Raw genomic sequence first — 21,324 nt, 5'->3', positions numbered from 1 at the left:
ACGATGATTAAGGCGCTGGGTTTATCGAAACGCTAGAGAGTCGGCTACGCGGGATGGATCGGTGATTACTCAGAGCGAACGTGAGCTACTTGTCCTGCAAAACAAGACCCGTCGACGCAATTGGGGGTTCGCGTCGACGGGCAAAGACCTACCATAGTGCAAGGGGGATACGACTCTTATTTTGGCTCCTGTGAACCAGATTGAACACCAGACCACCCGGCTCCTCCAAGATCAGGCAGATAGGTATCTTTCATCGTGGTATCGCCATCGGCCGAGCCGGCCGTGTAGTACTTCTTCAGATCGGGCACATTCGGGTTGTAGAGGGCGTAAACGCCTGGGACCAACGCGACGACTTTCCCATTATTCAGCTTCCCCGAATACCAATTCGCGACCCTGTAGTCGAGGCTTGAAACGTCCACGATCAAGGGGTAGCCAAGGAACTTCGCGCTGATGGTGGATGCGAGGTCAGGAGTTGGCGTCGGAGTCGGAGTGGATGCCTCCGTCGCACATCGGGGTAGGGCGGATGTCGCAGCGGTTTTCCATTTGGCGTTACGTATGTTGTATTGACCACCGGTCTTCGAGAGGCGAACGAGATCGTCCGCGGGCGCAGAAAAACTCTCGAGATCAGATTTGAGGCTCGAGTCTGCCGTGGCGTTGATACGGTCGAGCGACTCGGCAAGCGCATTTGCAGTCTCAACATCACCTGCACTCGGCGGGGCGCTTTGGGCAGTTATCGTCGAGACAAACTTGACCATTCTGTAGAGCGGCCCGTCATTGGCCGTGCCTATGAGATCCCGGCAGGTAGTCATTATTGAAACATTCGTAACTGTGGTCGCGCTAGCCGACGGTGACGCTTGATTCGGTGACGGTGAGTTCCCTCCATTTGCTTGAAGCTTTGCCTTTTCGTCATATCTCAGCCGTCTCAAACCGCCTGGAGCGTTGACTGGTCCGATAGCTGCATTCGACTAACGACGCCTTTCTTCGAGAGGGTGTCGTCTGCCAGAAAAGATTGTCATGTCGCTCCACCCGTCCGCCTCCATGAAGTCGTGAGCCCACGCAGCTCATTCCTCTGGAAGTCGACGGACGGAGCATTCGATGTTGCTAGCAGCGGTAGATCCCGGGATTACCCCGAATCCTAACTTCCCTTTTCTTGCATCGCTGAAGGAGATCGGTGGTGGCATCCTCGTCGGTGCCTTCATTGTGATCGCTATCGTGGCGATCGTCGGAGCGGCGATGCTTCTGGCCGGCAAGCTGAGTCAGTCGTCGAGGTTGGCCTCCGGCGGTGGCATGATCTTGCTCTGGACCGGCCCGGTGGCTGCGATCCTGGGTGGGATCAACGGCTACATTCTCTGGTCCCAATCGGCATTCCCGCTCGGATTCTAGGTCCGATCTGTTATGCCGGTTCAGTGTGACCTGGATGGGTGGTGGCCGCCCGGGTGCGGGCTCGTCTCCCAGGCGAACGATGGTTTCCTCGGAGCTGTCACGGCCCTTTTTGCGATTATTCTCCAGAACATCGCCTCCTGGATTTGGTCATTTATCACCGGGGCATTCAGCGTCTCGAACGTTGATGACTCGCAGTGGATCGCCGTGCAGGGGCTGACGAATTGGTGGGTGGTCGTCATGATGACGCCGCTCGTCGTGGCAATGATCCTTCAGCTTCTATCGGGCCTGATCAGCCAACAACCCCGCCGCTTGGTGAGGGCGCTGGTAGGCGGAGCAGCCGCCATTCCCATGGTTGCAGGAGCCGTTTTCCTAGCTCGCCAGCTCACTCACATCGGCGACTCCGCGTCGCAATCAATCCTCGACTCGATGGGGACGGATCCCTACGTGGTGTTCATGCGGCTCTTCGGTTTCGAGCGGGCACCTGCGGGATCGGGCCGGGACTGGAACGTTGTGTCCTTGGCTCCGGGCTCGAGTAGTGGTGCGGCCGGAGCAGTGATCGTGACGGCGATGGCCGTCGTCGTGGTCTGGATTTTGGCGTTCATCCTGATGTGCTCGATGATCTTCCGGTCCTTCGCGCTCATCGTGCTTGCCGCCGTCGCCCCGGTCGCCCTCATGCTTATGCCGTGGGAGAAGACGAAATCCTGGGCACGACGGTGGTGCGAGATCGTCGTCGCTCTGCTCCTCGCCAAACCTCTGGCCGCGACCGTTCTGGCGGTCGCTATCAAGCTCTTCGCCGAGTCGAAGTCGTTCGCTGGGCTGGCTGCCGGCGTCGTCGGAATGACGCTGGCGTGTGGCGCTCCGCTGATGGCCTTGCGGCTTGTAAGTTTCGCCGGCGGGGAACTGGCGGCGGCTGCCCAAACTGCCGGCGGCGGTCACATTCTTTCGCGCAGCTCGAGCTTCACTGCAAGGCAGATCAGCCGACAAACGGGTGGCCGATTCACGCTTGCTGGCATGGCTGCCCGTTCGTCGATAACTCGCCCGATCCCGTCAAGTCGTCCGCAATTTCCGACCACCACGTTGCCGCCCAAAGTGCCACTTCCGGGAACGTCGACCGGCACGACGGCGCCGCGAGCTTCCGTCGGAAGCGGTCCTACCTTGATGCTCGACGTCGGCAAATCGGCTCCCAGTCCAGCCTCGCCTCGGGCGCGTGGCACGAATGCGTCGCCCGCGACGTCTGGGGCGCAGGCCCACGGATCAACTCACGGCATCATCGACGATCGACAGAGGCCTTCGGCGTCCCGTCCCTCGCCCGTTCCTGAGACCTCTCCAGCGATAGTACCGCCGGTGCCACCATCGGTCCGCTCACAAACGATTGTCCAGCCCCCGAAGGACGGTGATTCCCGTGTCTGAGAATTCGCGAACCCTCGAGGCTGTTAAGTTTCCTCGTTACGAACGTCGCGGCTTGTTCATGGGCTTGAAGTGGTATCAGTTGCTCCTGTTAGGGGGCGGCGCCCTTGTGGCGAGTGTGGCGTCGGCCACTAACGGACCGGTCGGATTATTCGCATCGGGACCGATGTGGCTCGGGCTAATGCTGCTCGGATTGCTGCAGTACTCACGTATTCCCTATCCGGTATGGGCCAGTCATGCTGTCCTGTTCTTCCATCGATCGTTAGTCAGTCAGACTCGCTTTCTCGTCCGGCCCGAGCGGGCTGTCCTTGCGGGCAGTCTGGCACTCCCGGGCGGATTGGGAAACCTCGAGCTGCGTCGAACCTCGCGGGGCGAGTCCTTCATCATTGACGCCCGGGGCAAGGAGGCCATCGCGGTACTGCGGTGCAGCACAAGGTCGTTTGCGCTCTTGGACACGGACGACAAGGCCTGGGTTGTGCAGGCCTGGTCCCGAGTTCAGGCAGGGATGGCCCAGCGCAGCACCGTCGCGAGAATCGCTGTCCAGGACTACACGGTGCCGTATCCGTCGCAGGCGCTGCGTGACTTCTACGAACACGCCGTACTGCACCGGATTGAAGACACACGAGAACTGACCTGGGGCGAGCGTTCGTATGAGGATCTGATTTCCGCAGCTGGGTCGGCGATGAGCCACGATCTGCTTCTGACTCTTGTTGTGGACACTGCCAAGGCCCGACGGCGGATCAAGGAGTCCGGCGGGGGACTGGTGGGCGTTGAACGTGTGCTCCGGCTGGAGGTGGAGGCCATGACCACCGCAGTGGGAACACACAACGTCAAGGTCGAGGAGTGGCTCCCCGAGGGCGAAATCCTTGACGTCCTGCGCGGTGCCTTCGACCCGGCAGCAGTCGCCGCTCCCGTTCGGCGGCCGGCGCCAGTTGGCGCGCACCCTGACCCTGAAAGTGATTCGGATTCCAAACTGCCGTCGGGGCCTATGGCCGTTGAGGAGCACTGGACCTATGTGCGCACCGACTCCGGGTTTCATCAAACGTTCTGGATCGCCGAGTGGCCGCGGCAGAAGGTCTTTCCGGGCTTCCTGCATCCACTGATCTACGTGGGAGATTTCCGCCATACGGTGACTGAAGTGATCCGAGCAGTGCCCACAACCGAGGCACTGCGGGATATCCGCTCGGCCCAGGAAGCCCATGAAACGCGGCGTCGAATCAACACAAGGTTCGACAGGCCCCTCACGCGTGAGCAAAAGGCGGAAGAAGAGGAGGTGGCCCAGCGGGAGGAAGAGATCGTCGCAGGCCACGGTGACGTGCGGCCCGCTGCATACGTCACGATTACGGCAGCGACGCTCGAGGATCTGGCGAGACACAGGCAGGAGCTTGAATCGGCGGCTGCAGGGGCCTTCGTTGAATTGCGGTTGCTGGCCGGGCAGCAATGGGCGGCGTTCGTTGCCGGTGCCCTTCCGCTCGGGAGGGGGCTCCGATGAAGCGGACCATCCAAAATGTTCAATACCTCCCGTCGGGCGGGAACCGCCGGCAAAGGAAGGAACGACGACGGCACGACGGAGCGGGGGAGAGCGGACCATGGTTGTCTGCCTTCCAGAGCTTCGGAGAGAGGCTCGACGGCCGACTGGAAGGTACCGAACACGGTGGGGACTGGGGAAGTAGGGAACCAAACTCTTTGCGCGGTCCGCACCGGCTGCGTCCGGCACCGCACCGCGCTTCCACGCTGACGTTTGCTGCGGCCTATCCGTTCATCACGGAATCGGGTCTGGGCCACGAGGGAACGTACATCGGCACGGACGTCTTCGGATCCGGAGCCTTTTCCTACGATCCGTGGATTCTCTATGACAAGGGCGTCATCAGCGGCCCGTCGATCGTTGTCATCGGCACCGTCGGCACAGGTAAGTCCATGTGCGGCAAATCCTTGGTGGCCCGGTCGATCACGCTGGGGCGGAAGGCCGCTGTAGCCTCTGACCCCAAGGGTGAATGGGTTGCCGTGGCAAAAGCTGTTGGTGGAAAAGTCATTTCTGTCGGCCCCGGCCGCTCAGCCCGCGTGAACCCCCTCGATGCGGGTCCGCGTTCCAGCGCGCTGAGTGAGGCGCAGTGGCAGGCCGTGGTCCGCCAGCGCCGTCGCTATCTTCTGGTGGCTTTGGTGTCGCTCATGCGGCAGGGGATGCCGCTCCGGCCTGTGGAGCACACAGCGCTGGATATGGCGCTGATGGAGACGGTGGCGCAGAACTCGAACCCGACGCTGCCCATGGTCCTGGATCATCTGCTGAACCCGTCGAAGGAAACGATCGGGCTCGTCGGCAGGGACGGCGGAACGGCTGTCAGCCACTCGCTGCGGCGAACGGTGTCAGGCGACTTGGAGGGCATGTTTGATGCTCCTTCCACCGTCGCCTTCGACGCCGATGCGCCGATGATGGTGATGGATACATCGGCGCTGATTGGCGCTTCTGAGCAGGCGCTGTCACTCGCCGCCGCGTGTGGGGCGACCTGGCTGGAGGCGGCGGTCACCAATCCCGATGGCGGCAAGCGGCTAGTGGTTTACGACGAGGGTTGGCGGATGCTTGCCGATCCCTACATGCTGGCCAAAATGAGCGAGCAGTGGCGACTAGCGCGCACCTACGGGATCGCGAACCTGCTCATCATGCATAAGGTGGCCGATCTCAACGAGATCGGTGACAGCACCAGCGGACACCGCCAGAAAGCCCTTGGGCTCCTCACCGAGGCCGACACCCGGATCATTTACCGCCAGAAGCACGACGCCATGCGCCTGACCAAGGAAGCCCTCGGCCTAACGGAAGCCGAATGCGAACACGTGGAGAACCTTCCCAAGGGCGTAGGGCTCTGGAAAGTCGGAAACCGCTCCTTCATCGTTGCCAACCGTGTCACCACCGACGAGCTGGAAGTCTTCGGCACCGACGACCGGATGATCTGATGTTCACGCACCCGCGCGCAGGAAACACCGGCCCCCTCACCACCGCCGGACTCGTCACGCTCTCTGGCTTCGTCAGCCTTTCTTTCCTGGTTCAGGGAGCAGCCCGTCTCGTCGTCATTTGGCGGTGCGGCGCCACACCGCCGTCGCCCCCAAACCCGGCGGCCGCCGTCGGGCTCTTCACTGGCCGGATCGATTGGATCGTGCGCCGAACTCCCGACTGCGACGTCGGCACGGGCGATGTTTGGTGGTTGGTCGCCCCGGTACTGGTCGCGGTCGCCGCGCTCGCTTTAAGTGGGGTCGCGGCTTGGCGAAGATGGGAGCAATCGGGGGCTTGGCTGCGGCAAGAGATCTTGAACCGGGATGGCATCGCGCGCCGCTCCGAGATTCTGCATGACTTCGGGGCCAGGGCGGTTCGGAGGCGCGGGAAGTTCACCCGTCCCGCAGTGCGCAACCCGACTGTTCAGGACGTGGCCTGGACGCTCGGCCGCTCACGCGGCATCACGATTCACGTCTCAACAGAAGAATCGATGGTGATCCAGGGGGCACCTCGTTCGGGTAAGGGACTCTACGTGGTGATCAATGCCATTCTGGACGCGCCCGGCGCCGTGGTGACGACGTCCACCCGGGCCGACAATCTCGTGGTCACGATGAAAGCCCGCGCCACGGGGGACAGGCCTGTGACCGTGTTCGATCCGCAGGGAATGTCGGGGCTGCCATCCACGCTGCGTTGGTCTCCGGTACGTGGCTGCCAGGATCCGGATATCGCCACACGCCGGGCCTTGGTCATCACCGCTGATACGGAGATGAAGGGTGATAACGCGGCGTGGCAGAAGCGCTCCTTGATAGTCCTGCAGTGCCTTCTCCACGCGGCGGCATTGAGCGGCGAAGGTGTCCGCGCATTTCGGCGCTGGTCCTCAAGTCCGGTGCTCGCCCGTGAGGCTCTGGAAGTTCTCAGCCGCCCGGGGGCTGCACTTGGGTGGCAGGCCGACCTCATGGGAATCCTCGAAGACGACCCGAGGAACACATCCAACTCCTGGATTGGTGTTTCGGCGGCCGTGGCTCCGCTGTCCTCGCCCAAAGTCCTGGCTGCGCTGGACCCTCAGGACGAGTCGGAGGAATTCGATCCGAAGAGCTTCATCCGTGATCGCGGAACGCTCTATCTGATCGGCACGCGAGCAGGAGCCGCAGCGGCAGGTCCTTATCTGTCGGCGCTGATAGACGACATCGACTACGCCGCCCGGGAAATGGCATTCGTCTCGCCGGGCGGTCGGCTCGATCCACCGTTGTCTTTGATCCTCGACGAGATTGCCAACCTTGCTCCCTGGCCCGGCTTGCCCATTGCCCTTTCGGACGGCGGCGGAATCGGCATCTCAACGCTCGTCGTGCTGCAGTCGCTGTCCCAGGCCCGGACTGGGTGGTCCATTGATGAGGCCGCCACTATCTGGGACTCGGCCATCATCAAGGTGATCTTCGGCGGCGGCTCCGACGAACGTGACCTCCGTTCGCTCGCCGGGCTGTTGGGGGAACGGAGCCTCACGCTGACGACCCGATCGTGGTCGTCGCAAGGCCGTCAGGACGGTGAGCAGATCCGGGAGAGTCCGGTCATCGCACTCGATGAGATCCGCCGCTTGCCGGCCGGCACGGCCCTCATGCTTGGCCGGCGTACCAGACCGATCCTGTTGGACCTACGCGAATGGCACAAGCGCAAGGACGCGGCCGAACTTGGACGCTCCAAGGCAGAGACCGAACGGGCCCTCACCGAGGCGCACAAGCTGCGACAGCAAATAGCCGAAGGAACCAGCGATGGGGAACTATGACGACGTCGAACACTTTGACATCCCTTCGGCCGGAGCTGACGACGACGAGCTGACAGCCGAGCTGTTCCGCTCGGCCTTCCGAGCCCCGAACGGTTCGCAGGGCACGACCTATCGCTGGCGGGACATGAGTCCTCAGCAGGCCGAAAGCGTCTGGGCCGCGCTCGCAGACTGGGTGAGATGGCTGGTGGCCACCTATCAGCTGACGACGTCAGTGGTGCCCGATTGCTGGTGGAAGCACCAAGAGATTGTCGCCGAGCTCTACGCCCTGCAGCAGGCAGAACAGGCGTCCTACACCGCCGACGATGCTGGCTTCGGACCGTTGGCCTTTCACGAGCGGCTCCCACACGCCGTCGAACGCCTCAGAACCCAGACCCGAACGGCCGGCTGCGTTGGCCTGCAGGCGCACAAAGAACCCACTCCAAGAATCCTCACGGTGGATGGGCCAGAGTTCATCGCGTGGCAGGCAGCTCACCATCAGCTCGGGGCCGAATTCTGAAGTCATGCCGTCCGCGCATCTGAGGACATGAACAGATATCCGTGTTTACGGATTCCAAGAAGCATGGAGGTGGCTGTCGTGGCTCCTAGAGGTGAGGGCGCATCGCGCTCCGAGGCGCAGGATCCTGCGGCCGCCTTGGTGGCTTTGGGCCAGTCGCGGATGACACCGGGGGAACGCATCTCCGTCCTGACGGAGGGCCTCCACACGATCCTGGAACAAGCCGTTGAATCACCTTCCCACTGGCAGGTACTGCTGGACGCTTCGGCCACGCTGTGGCGATACTCCGGTGGGAACGTGGCCCTCCTCATGATGCAGATGGCACAGCGCGGTACGGAAGAGCCCACGCTCGTCGCGGGGTACAGGGAATGGGAACGCCACGGCCGCGCAGTGCTGAAGGGTGAGCACGCCCTGTGGGTGATTGCGCCGCGCACAGCACGCATCCAGGAATTCACGCTTCCCGATGGAACCCGGCAGCGGATACCGGTCGGAGAGAAGGTTCCCCGTGGCGCCGTCGACGACGGAAAGAAGACGGTCATCACCGGGTGGCGCGGACAGGCAGTCTTTGATGTCTCGCAAACCCAAGGGACTCCGCTGCTCGTGCCGCGGGACGGCGCCGGGCCCGGCGTTGACGCCTCAAAGCTTTTCGGATCGTTGGCAGAGGTCGCTCACCGGCACGGCTTCGAAGTCCACATCGACGCCGCCCAATACGGACTCACCAGCGGCTACACGGATTTCGCCAAACACCGGGTCCAAGTTGGAGCGTGGCTGAGCACCGAGGAGCGCACCGCGGTGCTCGCCCACGAGCTCGGGCACGTGCTGCTCCACGGCCCGGACGACGCCGTCGGGCGGCTTTACGGCAGCAGTGCCGATCACCGCGGGCTGGCCGAAGTCGAAGCCGAGTCTGTCGCCTACACAGTGCTGCGGGCTCACGGGATCGACCGCGGACCACAATCGGCCTCCTACCTAGCCGGATGGGCAGATGCCGTCATCGAGACCGAAAGTGGTGTTTTGGCGGAGGACGAGGACCACCGCAAACTTCCTGCCTCCCGCGTTGACATTGCGAAGTCCGTCCTCGGACGAGTCACAGCAGCATCGCAGGGGATCCTCGAAGTCACCCATCCACCTGGCTTCGGGGGCAAGGTTCCCGCCGTTGAAGCCGATCCTCGGCTCAACCAGACGGTGTCCTACATCGGCGTGGGGCAGCCCGCGGCGTCCGTAGACGGGCCCACAATCGCGGGCCCTGGAATCTGACTCAAGCCATCTGTCCGGCGGGAGAGTCCTGCCGGGACCGGAAAGGAAAAAACAATGAGCACCAAAATCCCAATCAGCATCGCCGGCAACCTCGTCGCCAACCCTGAGCTCACCTATGGCGAGTCCGGAGTGGCCCACGCCAAGCTCCGCGTCGCCGTGAACCAGCGAATCCAGGGAGCCGACGGGACCTGGCAAGACGGCGAACCTGTCTTCCACAACGTCTCGGCTTTCCGCGCTCTGGCTGAGAATGCATCGAACTCACTGAAAAAGGGCGATCCCGTTACTGTGGCGGGCGACCTCGAATTCCGCTCCTACGAGAAGGACGGTGAGAAGCGAGAGGCGCGCCGCATCGTGGCCGACACGATCGGCCCGGACCTGCGCTTCGGCACCGCTATCTATCAGCGATCGGCGCACACTGCCGTTGCTGGGCCGGATGCTGGCATTGGGGCAGATCTGCAGGCGTCGGCTTCAGCGGAAGCCGCCTCGCCCGTGTACAACATTGCGACTAAGAGCCCGGTGGTGGTGCCCCCTTTTGGGGCAGCACAGGGGAGTGAGATGAGCTACTAGCACGGGCAACTCGTCTGGATTGGTGATGGGACCGGGCGCGGGAACACCTTTGTTGCTTGTTTTGAGAGCCGAGGAAATGTGTCCGGTCTCAGCAATGTTGAGTTCCGACGTGGGAATTGGCAGGTTGAACCGGGCGAAGAACGGTCGTGGCCTTCTCAACGAAGGTGCCAGTTCCGTAAGATCCGCCGGCCAGACTGAGGCCAATGGGCCACTAGTGCATGACCACCGCTGCCCAACGCGGAACGTAATAATCCAAAGGGAATTACAACCTTGTAATTCAAATACCTAGAATCCCCGTTAGCGCTAACCGCAGCGCCGGCGGACGGCGCCGAGATGCGCCGCTTGATATTTGAATGGGGATCTTGTCTTGACGAATCACACGCCACCGGGAAAGCGCCGGTTCCGGCTGCCCGTGTCCACGATTGTCGTGGGCATCCTCCTGCTCTTTTTCCTTGTTCCTGCCGCCTTCGGGTCCGGGATCGGCGGGGTCCTGATTATGGCCGGAATTTTCTCTTTCCTGACAGGTCTCTATGTCGTTGTGACGGGCCGGCGTTCCTGGGCGATGGTGCCCGGGGACCGCAAAGCCGGGGCTATCGTCCTGACTGGTGCGCTCGTGCTCCTCATTTCCGGCGGCGCACTTACACCGGCGAAGCCGAACGACGGCCTTCAAGCGTCTCCGACCAGCGCCGACAGCCAGAAACTCGCGGGAACGGCAGCTTCCCCGAGTTCCAGCCCGACCCCTACCCCGACGGTAACCGAGACAGGAACACCGCTGGATCCGGACAGCGTGACCGAGCTGTCCAGATCGGCCAGCTACACGGCGCCCAAATCCCAGCCGGGCTATTCCACCAAAGCCGTAGATCTGCTGGCTACCCTGCCGGTGAAGGGCCGGGCACCGATGACCGGGTATGACAGGGACCAGTTCGGCCAGGCCTGGGCCGATGTCGACCGCAACGGCTGCGACACCCGCAACGACATCCTCAATCGCGACCCGAACAAGAGCTTCCGCTGCGATTACGTCGCCCGGCAGATCTCCGTCAAGGCCACCTACAACCTGTGGGTCACCCAAGCCGAACACGACGCCATGGCACGCGTCCTGGGTGACTGCCCGAACGAGACAGCCCCCACCAACCAGAAGCCACCGGCAACACCTGAACCCACCCCTTCCGCCCCGGCACAGGACGCCGCACCTGCACCGGAAGCACCAGTGCAGGCTCCCGTACCTGCACCGGTGCCCGCAGCGCCGGCCCCGGTAGTTCCTGCGGCACCAGTGCCCGCACCGCCGGCGGCTCCTGCTCCTGCCCCTGCTCCGGCTCCGGTTCCGGTTCCTGGCGGGGGTGCGACCGCACTGTGCAACGACGGCACGCTGTCCTTCTCCGCGAACCACAGCGGAACGTGCTCGCACCACGGAGGCGTGGCCATCTGGTACAAATAACGTCCCATGTCGGCTATGGCTGGAACGCCCGACGCCGCTTGCGCAACTGCCTGCGGCGTCGGGCGCCACCATGCGCCGTCGTGAGTGGGGCGGATCCTGGACGCCGTGACGCCTCGGCGGACACGGGCTTCGGAAATGGCGGCAAAGGATGGACAGGATCAAGGGACTCTAATTGGGAGCGCCAAGAGCCAGCCGATCCGGCGAGAAGCCTTCCGATCAATTTAGCTGGGCGCAAAAGGGATTCTGGCTACTTGAAGCTCACCGATTTACCGCCCGGTCCGATATCCGATCTTGAGAGAGTTTCGCTATGGGGGCCCAGGCAAGAAAATTCGAAGCCCGTACGTAGTACAGGGCCGGCCATGGCGAACCAGGCCTGATCTGGGTTGGATCCGGTGATATCAACAGAACGGACCCTGCCCAGATGGGTTCTGCCAGGGCTTCGAGCCATGCACTCTGAACGTGACCGAAGCGGTTCCAATTGATTGTGATCCACGAGCCGGTGGGTTCGAGGGCGTCGACGCTGAGGACTGTGATTTCTGCGGTCGTGCCGTGTGTTCGCTTCGCATCCTCGAGGTGACGCCATTTTGCATCGGCTTCCAGAATCCACGTACGACGGCGACTGGACCGTATCATCCATACTCTGCCGACGATGACGGCGGCGCTGAGTACAGCAGCCCAGCCAAGCACATAGGCCGGATCAAGTTGCCAACCGGCCGCCAACCTTCCAGGAAGGTATTCGGCGCAGAGTGCCACCACCGCACTGGCGAGAATCAGAGCGGGCGTCGCAACCTTCGGCTTGATGACTGGGTTCGAGATCATGGCATGCCTTCCCGACCAGTTTAGAGTTGCCAACCGACATTGATAAGGCTGGCCCCTCGGGAAACCGAGTCCTCCACCCACGGACCAGGCTGGTGGTGCGCGACGGAGCTGAACCTCGCCTGGTCAATTGAGCGCCGAATGTTCTCGTACTGCGATTTCTGTTCCCACTCGTAGTCGACTGGAATAGGTCCGAGCGGAAGCGGCGAGTTTTCGATGCCCCATCTGTCTCGGTAGACAGCGACTCTGCCAACCACGTGGAGTATGTCGTCCACGCCTGCCGCCTGCAGAATCTCGAGGAGGTTTCGCTTCCATTCGGGTTCCGTAATGAGTGCTCTTCTGTTAACCTCATCGGCCCTATGGTTGATCCGTTCCGTCACCTGCCCGAGCATGTTGGCGAGATCGGGCCGATCAGCTTGAACCGGGTCTGGGATAAGGGCAGGTTCAGGTTCGGGCATTCCTGCCACGAAGTTACGGAGCCGGGCATGGATGACGGCAGTGGCGTCTTTCGCTCTCGTGCTTGTCTCCAACGCATTTGCAACGATCCGCCGAGCAGTTGATCGGCTGATTTCTGTGGATCGGCGCCACGCTGCGACGGTCGCGCCCCACGAAGCGGATTGCTGGAGTTCGCCAACATTGCCGGGGCTGTGCACCTGGAGGAATTTAGTCAGGTCTTCGGCGGATGCGATTTGTGCGAGGTAGTCGTATTCGGCGCTGAGCCGTTCCAAGCTGTCGGCGCTGAGCTGTTCGGCGTCGCGGACTTCGTGAGCGGTCCGTTCGGCTCCTTCGGCAGCGAGCACTTCTCCCAGGATCTCTCGCCACGACGCATGCAATGGGGGATCAAGAGGCTCGGCGTCGGTAGGGTCAGCGTCGCAGACATAGGCGTAGTTTCCCATGCGTCCCCGGGTCATGCTCACGTACAGAAGCTCTCGCGTGAGGCGGCCCCGTGTGACGACGCTGTGGCCGGCCTCCACCGTGAGCCCTTGGGAGCGGTGGGCGGTCGTCGCGTATCCCAGCTCCACTGCAGACTCAACATAGTCCCGGTGCAGCATGACGGTGGCGCCGGTGTCCCTGCGGACCGCGGTAAGGGAGCCGTCGCGCCTGCCGACACGTACGACGTCGAGCAGGGTGCCGTTGCGGATGAAGTCGCCATTGCTGTCGTCAATGGTGCGGTCGTTGCGGCGCGCGATGATCGTGTCACCGCGCCCGGCACGCATCCCGTCGCCCAGAAGTACCGCATGTTCGGCGTCCACATGACCCTGGATCACGCGGTCTGCCTGGGCGCGTTCGTTGAGCATGCCGACGGTGTCGTTGTCCGCTGCGATGAGGATGGACGACCTTCCGGCCAGGATGTCGGCTTGCCAGTTCAGGTAGGCCTGGTCGACCATGTCCAGATAAGCGCCGTGCCGAATGCGCTGATGCTGGTCGTAGTCAGTGATCGCAGCGATGTCCCCTCTGCGGAGTTTCAACGAAGCCTCGCGTTCCCAGACGTGTTCGAAGCGCCAGATGGTGCTCAACCGGCTGGTTTTGCCTTGTCGGTCCAGCCAGCCGAGGACGCCGCCGGCGTCGATCGCGTCCAGTTGCCCGGGATCGCCCACCAATAGGACCTTGGCTCCGGCATCCCGGGCCTGGTGCACAAGGGCCGAAAGCTGAACGGTGGACACCATCGAGGCTTCATCGACGACAACCAACTGGTTCCGATGGAACCGCCACTGATTTTGCTCTGCGGCCAGCCGGGTAGCTTCCTGCGCTAGGAGGGTGCTTGGAGCCACTGAATTGCCCAGGCGCGCCTCGGTCGCGAGGAAGCGCTCAGCCCTGTGGCTGGCTCCCTCGCCGACAGACTCGTAGAGCCACTTGCTGACGTTCTCGGTGAGCACGGCGAGTTCCCGTCCCAGGACCTCGGCGCTCGCCGCCGCGGGAGCGAGGCCGACAACGCTTCCGGGTCCGAATTCTGCTTCCCACGCTGCCTTGATTGCGCCGAGGGTGGTGGTCTTGCCTGTGCCGGCCGGACCGACGACAGCGTCGAGCCGGTTCCCGCTCAGCAGCACCTTGATCGCGGCGGTCCGCTGGTCCTCATGCAGTCCGAACCGACCGTGGTGGTTGTATCCGGCGAGTACCTCCATGGCGAGGGTTGCGCGGATAACGGGGCCGCCGTCGTCGTTCCTTGCCCCCATGACGGCTTCCTCGCAGGCAAGAGTGGTCGCGTCTGTGTAGAGACGTGACCCGTGGAAGTCGAAGATGCTCTGCTTGCCGAGGCGGAGATCCGGCTGCGCGTCCGCGGGGACGCTGTAGCGGTACTCGTTGAGGGGGACCGATTGGGCCTCGGCGGAGTCAGCGACGGCGTCGATCAGGGCGTTGCGATCCTCCGGTGTGTGGCAGCGGATCGCGACGCAGACCCGTTCGGCCTCGGCGAGGAGGTTCCATCGGTTCCAGGTGGCGCGCTTCGCCGCAACCTGTTCCCTGGTCAGCGACGCGACGGCGTCCACCCACTCGGCGGTGAAGTCTGACGAGCGGAAAGGATTGGTCCGTGACCTCCGGATGGTGTTGGCCAGCACGAAGCGGGGCTCGAAGCCCTTGGCCGCTGCGCGTGCCCGCCACTGGGCGGACAGCTCATGCAGGGGCGCGATGGCGTCCGGTTTGGGGGTGCGGGTGGAGAGGGTTGCCTGTTGGCGGAGTTTGATGGTGGTTGTCGCGGTCGGGGGAGTGCCGTGAATTGTGGTCCATTCGGCGACGAGGCGGTCGGTTTCCGCCTCGATGAGGCGGGAGCGGTGGGAGAATTCACGGATCAGGGCGTCGTGGACACCCGTGAGCTGCGGGCTGGGGTTGTGCGTGGCTGCGGTGGGCTGACGGATGTCGGTGTCGGTCCCGAGGCTGCGGTGGAGGGCGTCGAAGAGCAGGCCGTTGTAGTGTTCGCTGGCTGCGACGGCGGTCTTGTAGAGGGTCCTGGAGTCGATGGTGACCCAGGAGCCGTCGGTGATCCGCTGGACGCGGTTGGCCATGACTAGATGCGTGTGCAGCTGCGGATCCCCGGAACGTGACTCCCAATGGTCAAACGCGGCCGCGATGGCCCCGCGAGTGCCGATGCGGGCGACGCCGTTGCGGCCCGCGCGGGTGTGGATGACGGACTCTTCCAACCATTCTAGGGTGGCAGTGACGGCGTCATGGTGGGTTTGAAGGATCTGGTCCTGGAGGGTCCGCGGGCTCAGCGCCCAGAGCACGGACACGGACTTGGGGACGCTGAACGTGAGGTCAAATCCGGCAACAGCGCGGCGAGTAACGGTTTGCCCACTACTGTTTTGGACGATGCTGGGTTGGCCATGTGCCCGGCCCAACGGAGCGCCGGTATCCGGGTTGATGACGTCGTCGAAAACGGCCTTCGCGTCGGTTTCCGTGACGAGGTCACCGGTTCTTCGGCCGATGCCGTCCAGTCCGGAGCCGAGCCAGCGGCCTTGCGGTGTCCCGGCCTTCAAGTAGTAGGTGGTTGCGTCCCTGGGAGTGGGAGAGACGTCGTCCATCATCGTTGTCTTGAACAGGTACTTTAGGCCGGACTGTGCGGAGAGCCGGGCGATCGACATGGTCATGGCCGGGGGACGGGGGATTGCTTACGGGCTGGTTTCCATCCGCGACGGCGAAGGATGTCCAACGTTGCGCGGTCTAGTGCGACGCGTTGTGCGTGTGAGACGGCAACCAATCGGGCGGCGACGTGCGCCAGATCCTGGATATTCGTTCGTTGGGCGCGTTTGAGGCGGGCAAGCTCGCTTTGGAGGAGTCTGATGCGGTCGTGTTGTGCTGCGTTCTGCTCTTCGAGGCACTCGAGTTCTGAAGACTGGGATCGGAGGGCTGTTTCAACTGTGTCGATGCGCTTTAGGTAGATATTGATGAGTTCGTCGTAATCTTGGCTCGCGGCAGGTTGGAGGGTGGTGAGCGTCGAAACGCACTCCGTTTCGGCGCCTTTGCTGGTCGCCAGCTGGACCCTTGCACCCCGCATCCGGTGTCGCCGTCGACGGTCACGTTGCCTGTTGGCGCACCGGCTCGTGCAGAACCGTTGAGAGGCGCGAGACGGCTCGAAGCCTTCAAGACATTCGACGCAAGCTTTTCTACTCACGTCGGTTCATCAACGCTGGATACAACTGCTACATGACATCCCGTGAGCTGTTACTCACGGCGTACTGGCGGAGGGGTCGTATTCTGCTGGGTCGAGTTCAGCGTTGCGCGATGTAGGCGTTCCAGTTCCGGGAGGAGAGTGCGGCCCAGCGGAGGGCGGTGGTCGTGGAGATGCCGAGCAGCTCTGCCAGGATGGGCGTCGGGATTTCGGCGGCGAGTTGGAACAGGGCTGCTTTGCGGGAGTTGTAGGGTTTGATGCCGCGGTCAACGAGTTGTCCGCGGATGTTTTCGGTGGCCAGGTGGTTGCCCGGGATCCCGCCCGGAAAGAGCCAGCGGCTGTTCCGGCTGGCGTAGGAGGCCTGGCCGCGCCGGTTCATGTGCTCGATGATGATCCGGTCGAGGGGTTCGGGCATGAGAATCGGCGTGCGCTCGAACGTGACGGTGACCTGGCCGTCGTCGGTGAGGGTGACTTGGTCCGCGTGCATGCGGCAGATCGTGGTCAGGGGCTGGGCGAACAGGAGCATGAACAGGCCGCCGATGCGGGTGTAATGGCGCATCGTTTGGTCGTGGAGCAGGGTCTGGACGTGGCCCCACCGTTCTTCCTCGCTCATCGTGACGGAGGAAAAGCGCCGGGGCTGCTTGGGGATACGCAGGCTGGTGTTGATGCCGCTGGTACGGACCCAGCCGATGAAGGCATGCTGTGATGTTTCGCTGCCTGGGTGGGTGATCAGGTAGCGTTCCAGATCGGCCTGGCCCATGCCGGTGAGCGTGGTGTCGTGGCGGGTCAGCCAGTCCAGGAATCGGGCCGCACCTTTGATCTGCGCACGGCCTTGCAGGACCATGGATTTGGTGAGTTCATCGCGCGCGGCCTTTTGCCGCAGGTGGCGCAGGACACGCCATTGGGCGAACCGCCGGACGATGTCCGCATCGGCTTTCGGGATGGTGTCCAGCTGGTCCTCAAGCCAGGGCAGCATCCGCTCGATCCTGGCCTCGTAGTGGGGGAGGACCCCGAGCGCGGTGAGGAAGTCGCGCAGGTAGTTGGTGGTCTTGTTCGAGGGCAGCAGTTGGAACGTTTTGTGGCTGATCTGCAGTTCGCCGGTCGCCATCCGGTGCAGGATTAGGGGTCCTTCGGAGCGGCGGAACCAGTAGAGCGTGGTCTGCGGGCGGTCCACGGTCATGAGCGCGTTGAACACCGGCTGCAGTTGCTGGTGGATCTGGGCGGTGTCCGGGTCGGTGAGCAGCTCGGTGGCACGCTCGGCGAGCGTGCAGGGGCCGCAGTTGCGCCCGTAGCAGTTGTCCTCCCGGCCGCAGCGCTGGCAGGAGTAGGTGGGCTTTTCTCCGGCACAGCCGGCGCAGATCTGCCTCTTCTGCCGGTCGTGGAACGCGAGCACCCGGTGTTGCTGGCAGCCCGGGCACGGCCCGGGGTTGCGTTGCAGCCGGGTGCGGCAGCCCTGGCAGATGTTTTTGCCTTGCACGCTGATGGCCGCGGGCCGGTTGATACCGCATCGCGAACACGGGGCGGGCGTCCGTGCGGGGCCGGTCACTGTGGCTCGTGGGGCCTGCGGATCCTCGCCCGGATCGGTCGGAGCTCACCGATGCCGGGCCCGGCCTCGCCGGCGACGTGGCGCAACTCGCGGACTTCCTCGATGCGGAACTCGAGCAGGTCAGCGGCGGTGCATCCGAGGATGTCGCAGAGCGCGGCGAGCAGCTCGATGTTGACCCGTTGCGGGGGCTTGGTCACCAACCGGTGGACGTATTGCCTGCTCAGGTGGACGTCCCGTTCTTCCAGCAGCGGGATCAGGTCGCTGGTCTGGAACAGGCCCTTGGCGGCCATGAGCTGGCGCAGGTTCCATTGCATGCTCAGTTTCCGTGCCATCTACGGCTCCTTTGTCGGGGTCGGGGTGTAAACGCGTTTCAATGCGGCCTGGAGGGCCTTGTTTTTGAAATCGTTGCTGACCGAGGTGTAGATCGCGGTGGTCGAGGCATAGGAATGGCCGACCTGTTCCTGGACGAAGCGTTCCGGGTAGCCAAACTCGATCAGATGCGTCACGTAGGAGTGCCGCAGGCAATGCAGCGTCAGCGCCTCATCCAGGCCTGCCTCGGCACGGAGCCGGCTGAACCGTTTGTCCAGGTGCTTGGCCGAGACCCGGCTCAGCCGCTCGCTCACCCAGAGCGCGGCATGGTTCCTCGGGCGCACGATCGGGCGGCCCTGCTCGACCCACTGCTTGAGACCCTCGATCGCCCAATCGAACTCGGGAACGGCCAGCACCGTGCGTCGCTTCGGGGTCCCGCCCTTGGACGATTTGCCGTGGCGGACGTGGATGGACCCGTAGGTTCCCCAGTGCGGCATGTGCGGATTCGGCCGCAGGTCCGCAACATCGAGCTGACACAACTCGTTGCGGCGCAACCCGAACGCGTAGGTCGTTTTGATCATCTGCGCATCCCGTAACGCGGCCAATGCGCCCTTGCGGCCCGAGCGTGCCACCTGCTCCACCCGGGTGTCCAGGAAATCGAACAGGTGCTGCAGCTCGTCATAGGTGAACGGACGCCGTTCCGGCCGGCCTTCGTAGTCATGCAGATGCGCGACGGTATTGAAGTCATGACATACCTGGGAGGGGATCTGCTCGAACCGGTCCGCGCATGCTTGGATCCACCCGTAGCGCCCGTCGATCAGATAGTCACAAAACAGCCGCAAGGTGAAGTGGTAGCCGCGAATCGTCGAGGGGGCCAGGCGGGCGCTGCCGGACATCAGCGAGACCGTGAAATCCTCGAGATCGCCGGCGGTCCACTCCCACGGATAGGAGCCGGAAAATTCCGTGAACCGCCGCAGCAACGCCATCCGGGGAGCAATCGTCGTATCTGCCAGCAAGCGGGACTTCTGCTGCCGCTCCCACCCGGTCAGCATCGCCTCGAACACGGCCATTTCCTCGTCAAGGTGGGTGATTCCGTCCACGAGGATCAACCGCGCCGATCCCGGAGCCTCGGTCACTCCTACCCCCAATGGTGTATACGTAAATCTTACGATGTCACCTTTAAGTTACCATGATCGAGGAAGGCCTATCACCGCGCGGGCCCCGCACCAGGACATAAGAGAATAGACCCCAGGCCCCGGTGCTGGGCTGTCACTTTTCCGTCTATAGGCGTGAGTCACGCCTTGGATGCCAGAGGTGTAGCTCATGCGGGAGTATCTTCCGCGGGCCGAGGGGTGAGAATTGTGGTGCCGCTTGGTGACGTCTATTCACATTGGTGCGGGTGAGCCCGTAGACGTGTATGACGCGGGGTCCGTGGGTGAGCCGGATTGTTGCCGTAGAGCACGTGGGTCTGTTTCCTGATCAGAGGATCCTCCAAGCGGCGCTGATATTGATTCTCGCTTCAAAGGGTGGGTGATTCTGATGGACGTGATGTTCGAACGCGTCGCCGGGCTGGACATCGGGAAGAAATCGGTGACTGTGTGCGTGCGCACGCCCCGGCCGGACGGTGGTCGTCACGGCGAGACGCGCACGTTTCGGACAATGACGCGCTCGCTAGAGCTGATGAGGGATTGGCTGGTCGGGCAGGGGGTGACGCTGGCGGCAATGGAGTCCACGAGCACGTACTGGAAGCCTGTGTTTTACGCCTTGGAAGAGCGGATGGAGTGCTGGCTGCTCAACGCCGCTCATTTGAAGGCGGTTCCGGGCCGCAAAACTGACGTCAAAGACTCTGAGTGGATAGCACAATTGCTCGAGCATGGCCTGCTCCGGCCTTCGTTCGTGCCGCCTCCGCCGATCCGCCATCTGCGCCTGCTGACGCGTTACCGGGTGCAGTTGATGGGAGACCGGACCAGGGACGCCGACCGGTTGGAGAAGATGCTCGAAGATGCCAGCATCAAGATCTCCTCGGTGGCCTCATCCGTGACCACCGTCTCCGCACGCGCCATGCTCGCGGGGCTGATCGCCGGGGAAGCTGATCCGGAGGTTTTGGCGCAACTGGCGAAGGGAAAGATGCGGTCCAAGATCCCTGACCTGATCGAGGCGTTGACGGGCCACTTCGATGCCGATCATGCCCGGCTGGCTGCGGCGATGCTGGGTCGCCTTGACCGGGTCGAGGCCGCGTTGGCGACACTTGATGCGGCCATTGCGGACGCTTCACGTCCGTGGGCCCATCAGGTTGAGTTGCTGCAGACGATTCCGGGGGTGGGGCTGAAAGTCGCGCAGGTCATCATCGCCGAAACAGGCGGTGACATGTCGCGGTTCCCGTCGGCGGCGCACTTGGCGGCGTGGGCAGGTGTCGCGCCGGCGATCCACGAGTCGGCTGGGCGCAGGACTCCGGCTGGTGCGAGGCACGGAAACAAGTGGCTCACCTCGGCACTGGTCGAGGCGGCCGCGTCGGCGGCACGCAGTAAAAACACCTACCTCTCGGCGCAGCAGGCCCGGATCGCTTCCCGCCGCGGCGCCAAACGGGCACAGGTCGCGGCCGCGCATTCAATCCTGGACAGCGCCTATTACATGCTCAGCCGCAACGAGCCCTACCGGGACCTAGGACCGGAGTGGATGCACCGCCGCTACGATCAGGCCCAAACCCGGCGCTTGGTCACCCAACTCGAACGGCTCGGGCACACCGTCGTCATAGACCCGGCCGCCTGACATCCAGACCACCTATTTGCCCGGAGCCACACCTCCGGAGGGTCACCTACGCCCTGATCGGGTTATTCACGGGTCTGTAACTGATGCGGAAGTTCCTTCCGCGGGCCGAGGGATGAGAATTGTGGTGCCGCTTGGCGACGTCTATTCACTTTGGTGCGGGTGAGCCCGTAGAAGTGTATGACGCGGGGTTCTTGGGTGCGCCGGAGGATTGCCGAGATCATCATCGCTGAAACCGGGGCCGACATGAAACAGTTCCCCACCCCGGCCCAGCTGGCATCGTGGACTGGAGTGTGTCCGGGGCACGAGTCCGCCGGAAAAGTGAAATCCAGTCACGCCCGGCCCGGAAACTCCCATCTCAAAGCCGCCCTCGGCATAGCCGCGATGGCAGCATCACGCACCGACGGCACCTATTTCCAGGCCCGCTACAAGAGGCTCACCTCAAGCAGGGGACCGATGAGAGCACTGGTAGCGGTCGAG

Annotated in this window: 16 protein-coding genes and 1 pseudogene; 11 read left to right on the top strand and 6 right to left on the bottom strand. The window is 63.3% G+C overall.

The features are described from left to right. Positions 1 to 176 precede the first annotated feature (176 nt). A complete protein-coding gene (locus tag OW521_RS02490; RefSeq protein ID WP_268022649.1) occupies positions 177 to 809 on the bottom strand; it encodes a hypothetical protein in 633 nt (210 codons plus the stop codon). Between the two features lie 286 nt (positions 810 to 1,095). Between OW521_RS02490 and OW521_RS02485 the strand changes: the two genes are divergently transcribed. From OW521_RS02485 to OW521_RS02445, 9 genes are all read left to right on the top strand, one after another. Beyond that, positions 1,096 to 1,383, top strand: a complete 288-nt coding sequence (locus OW521_RS02485; protein ID WP_078108165.1) for a hypothetical protein — start codon at positions 1,096 to 1,098, stop codon at positions 1,381 to 1,383. A gap of 12 nt (positions 1,384 to 1,395) precedes the next feature. Next, a complete protein-coding gene (locus tag OW521_RS02480) occupies positions 1,396 to 2,793 on the top strand; it encodes a type IV secretion system protein (RefSeq protein ID WP_268022647.1) in 1,398 nt (465 codons plus the stop codon). Between the two features lie 58 nt (positions 2,794 to 2,851). Beyond that, positions 2,852 to 4,282: an SCO6880 family protein gene (locus OW521_RS02475; RefSeq protein WP_326494047.1), complete on the top strand. Its 1,431-nt coding sequence runs from the start codon at positions 2,852 to 2,854 to the stop codon at positions 4,280 to 4,282. Continuing rightward, entirely contained in the window at positions 4,279 to 5,739 is a 1,461-nt protein-coding gene (locus OW521_RS02470; protein WP_268022643.1) for an ATP-binding protein, read from the top strand. The genes OW521_RS02475 and OW521_RS02470 overlap by 4 nt, the downstream gene beginning before the upstream one ends. Further along, positions 5,739 to 7,556, top strand: a complete 1,818-nt coding sequence (locus tag OW521_RS02465; protein WP_268022641.1) for a type IV secretory system conjugative DNA transfer family protein — start codon at positions 5,739 to 5,741, stop codon at positions 7,554 to 7,556. The genes OW521_RS02470 and OW521_RS02465 overlap by 1 nt, the downstream gene beginning before the upstream one ends. Next, complete coding sequence (locus tag OW521_RS02460; protein WP_268022639.1) at positions 7,543 to 8,052, top strand: hypothetical protein; 510 nt, start codon at positions 7,543 to 7,545, stop codon at positions 8,050 to 8,052. Before OW521_RS02465 ends, OW521_RS02460 begins: the two co-directional genes overlap by 14 nt. A 78-nt stretch (positions 8,053 to 8,130) precedes the next feature. Further along, entirely contained in the window at positions 8,131 to 9,303 is a 1,173-nt protein-coding gene (locus OW521_RS02455) for an ArdC-like ssDNA-binding domain-containing protein (protein ID WP_268022637.1), read from the top strand. 54 nt (positions 9,304 to 9,357) lie between these two features. After that, entirely contained in the window at positions 9,358 to 9,870 is a 513-nt protein-coding gene (locus OW521_RS02450; protein ID WP_268022635.1) for a single-stranded DNA-binding protein, read from the top strand. Positions 9,871 to 10,237: 367 nt separating this feature from the next. Continuing rightward, positions 10,238 to 11,305, top strand: a complete 1,068-nt coding sequence (locus OW521_RS02445) for a DUF3761 domain-containing protein (protein ID WP_268022633.1) — start codon at positions 10,238 to 10,240, stop codon at positions 11,303 to 11,305. 258 nt (positions 11,306 to 11,563) lie between these two features. Here OW521_RS02445 and OW521_RS02440 read toward each other — a convergent pair whose 3' ends face one another. The 5 genes from OW521_RS02440 to OW521_RS02420 form a co-directional block, all read right to left on the bottom strand. Continuing rightward, a complete protein-coding gene (locus tag OW521_RS02440) occupies positions 11,564 to 12,124 on the bottom strand; it encodes a hypothetical protein (RefSeq protein ID WP_268022631.1) in 561 nt (186 codons plus the stop codon). 20 nt (positions 12,125 to 12,144) lie between these two features. Further along, positions 12,145 to 15,696, bottom strand: coding sequence for a MobF family relaxase (gene mobF, locus OW521_RS02435; protein ID WP_268022629.1), 3,552 nt, complete (start codon positions 15,694 to 15,696; stop codon positions 12,145 to 12,147). Positions 15,697 to 16,323: 627 nt separating this feature from the next. Beyond that, positions 16,324 to 17,700, bottom strand: coding sequence for a hypothetical protein (locus OW521_RS02430; protein ID WP_268020850.1), 1,377 nt, complete (start codon positions 17,698 to 17,700; stop codon positions 16,324 to 16,326). A gap of 65 nt (positions 17,701 to 17,765) precedes the next feature. After that, complete coding sequence (locus OW521_RS02425; RefSeq protein ID WP_268020851.1) at positions 17,766 to 18,101, bottom strand: helix-turn-helix domain-containing protein; 336 nt, start codon at positions 18,099 to 18,101, stop codon at positions 17,766 to 17,768. Further along, entirely contained in the window at positions 18,102 to 19,148 is a 1,047-nt protein-coding gene (locus OW521_RS02420; RefSeq protein WP_268025690.1) for a tyrosine-type recombinase/integrase, read from the bottom strand. A gap of 469 nt (positions 19,149 to 19,617) precedes the next feature. Here OW521_RS02420 and OW521_RS02415 point away from each other — a divergent pair, with 469 nt between their 5' ends. Continuing rightward, positions 19,618 to 20,847, top strand: a complete 1,230-nt coding sequence (locus OW521_RS02415; RefSeq protein ID WP_268026109.1) for an IS110 family transposase — start codon at positions 19,618 to 19,620, stop codon at positions 20,845 to 20,847. Positions 20,848 to 21,024: 177 nt separating this feature from the next. Next, positions 21,025 to 21,216, top strand: a pseudogene (locus OW521_RS24305) (transposase); the annotation flags it as partial. Positions 21,217 to 21,324 lie beyond the last annotated feature (108 nt).

The organism is Arthrobacter sp. MMS18-M83 (genome assembly GCF_026683955.1).
Classification (GTDB): Bacteria; Actinomycetota; Actinomycetes; order Actinomycetales; family Micrococcaceae; genus Arthrobacter.
The sequence above is the reverse complement of the archived record's forward strand: the minus strand, read 5'-3'. Positions and strand labels throughout refer to the sequence as shown.